The organism is Dellaglioa sp. CoH-57-MRSF-21, assembly GCF_056781915.1.
In genome coordinates this window covers 1-296 of record NZ_JBXAXU010000151.1, presented here as the reverse complement: position 1 = coordinate 296, position 296 = coordinate 1, and the positions used below count along the sequence as shown (strand labels likewise).

1 protein-coding gene is annotated in these 296 nt (G+C 53.7%); it reads right to left on the bottom strand.

What is annotated here, in order from left to right:
* Window positions 1-32: 32 nt before the first annotated feature.
* A complete protein-coding gene (locus tag AC1RPQ_RS08350) occupies window positions 33-251 on the bottom strand; it encodes a hypothetical protein (protein WP_481762322.1) in 219 nt (72 codons plus the stop codon).
* Window positions 252-296: the final 45 nt, after the last annotated feature.

The following is a 296-nucleotide window of genomic DNA, read 5'->3' as shown; positions in this document are numbered from 1 at the left end:
ACATGGACCATAATTCAGGCCCCTGCGGATCGTTACTTGATGACCTCAAACACCATATCGAGCGGCCGGAACGTTTTGGGGATACGGCCGTCTGACGACTGGTTGCGCAATTGGTCGCATGCCACGCGAACCGACCCGTTTTTGTGGACGGCCTCAACAGTGCCCGTCATGCCCTGTTCCGGCCACCATTGGACGCGATTGTAAAAGCTTTGTTCCGTGCGGATTACCCGAACCTTGTCGCCTACTTTCATGCTGTTCCCCTTCATTTGGTTAGCTGATGGAATGAACTATACACG

Coding starts and splice junctions, on each gene's coding strand:
- AC1RPQ_RS08350 (WP_481762322.1), bottom strand. CDS start 251: ATGAAAGTAGGCGACAAGGTTCGGGTAATCCGCACGGAACAAAGCTTT.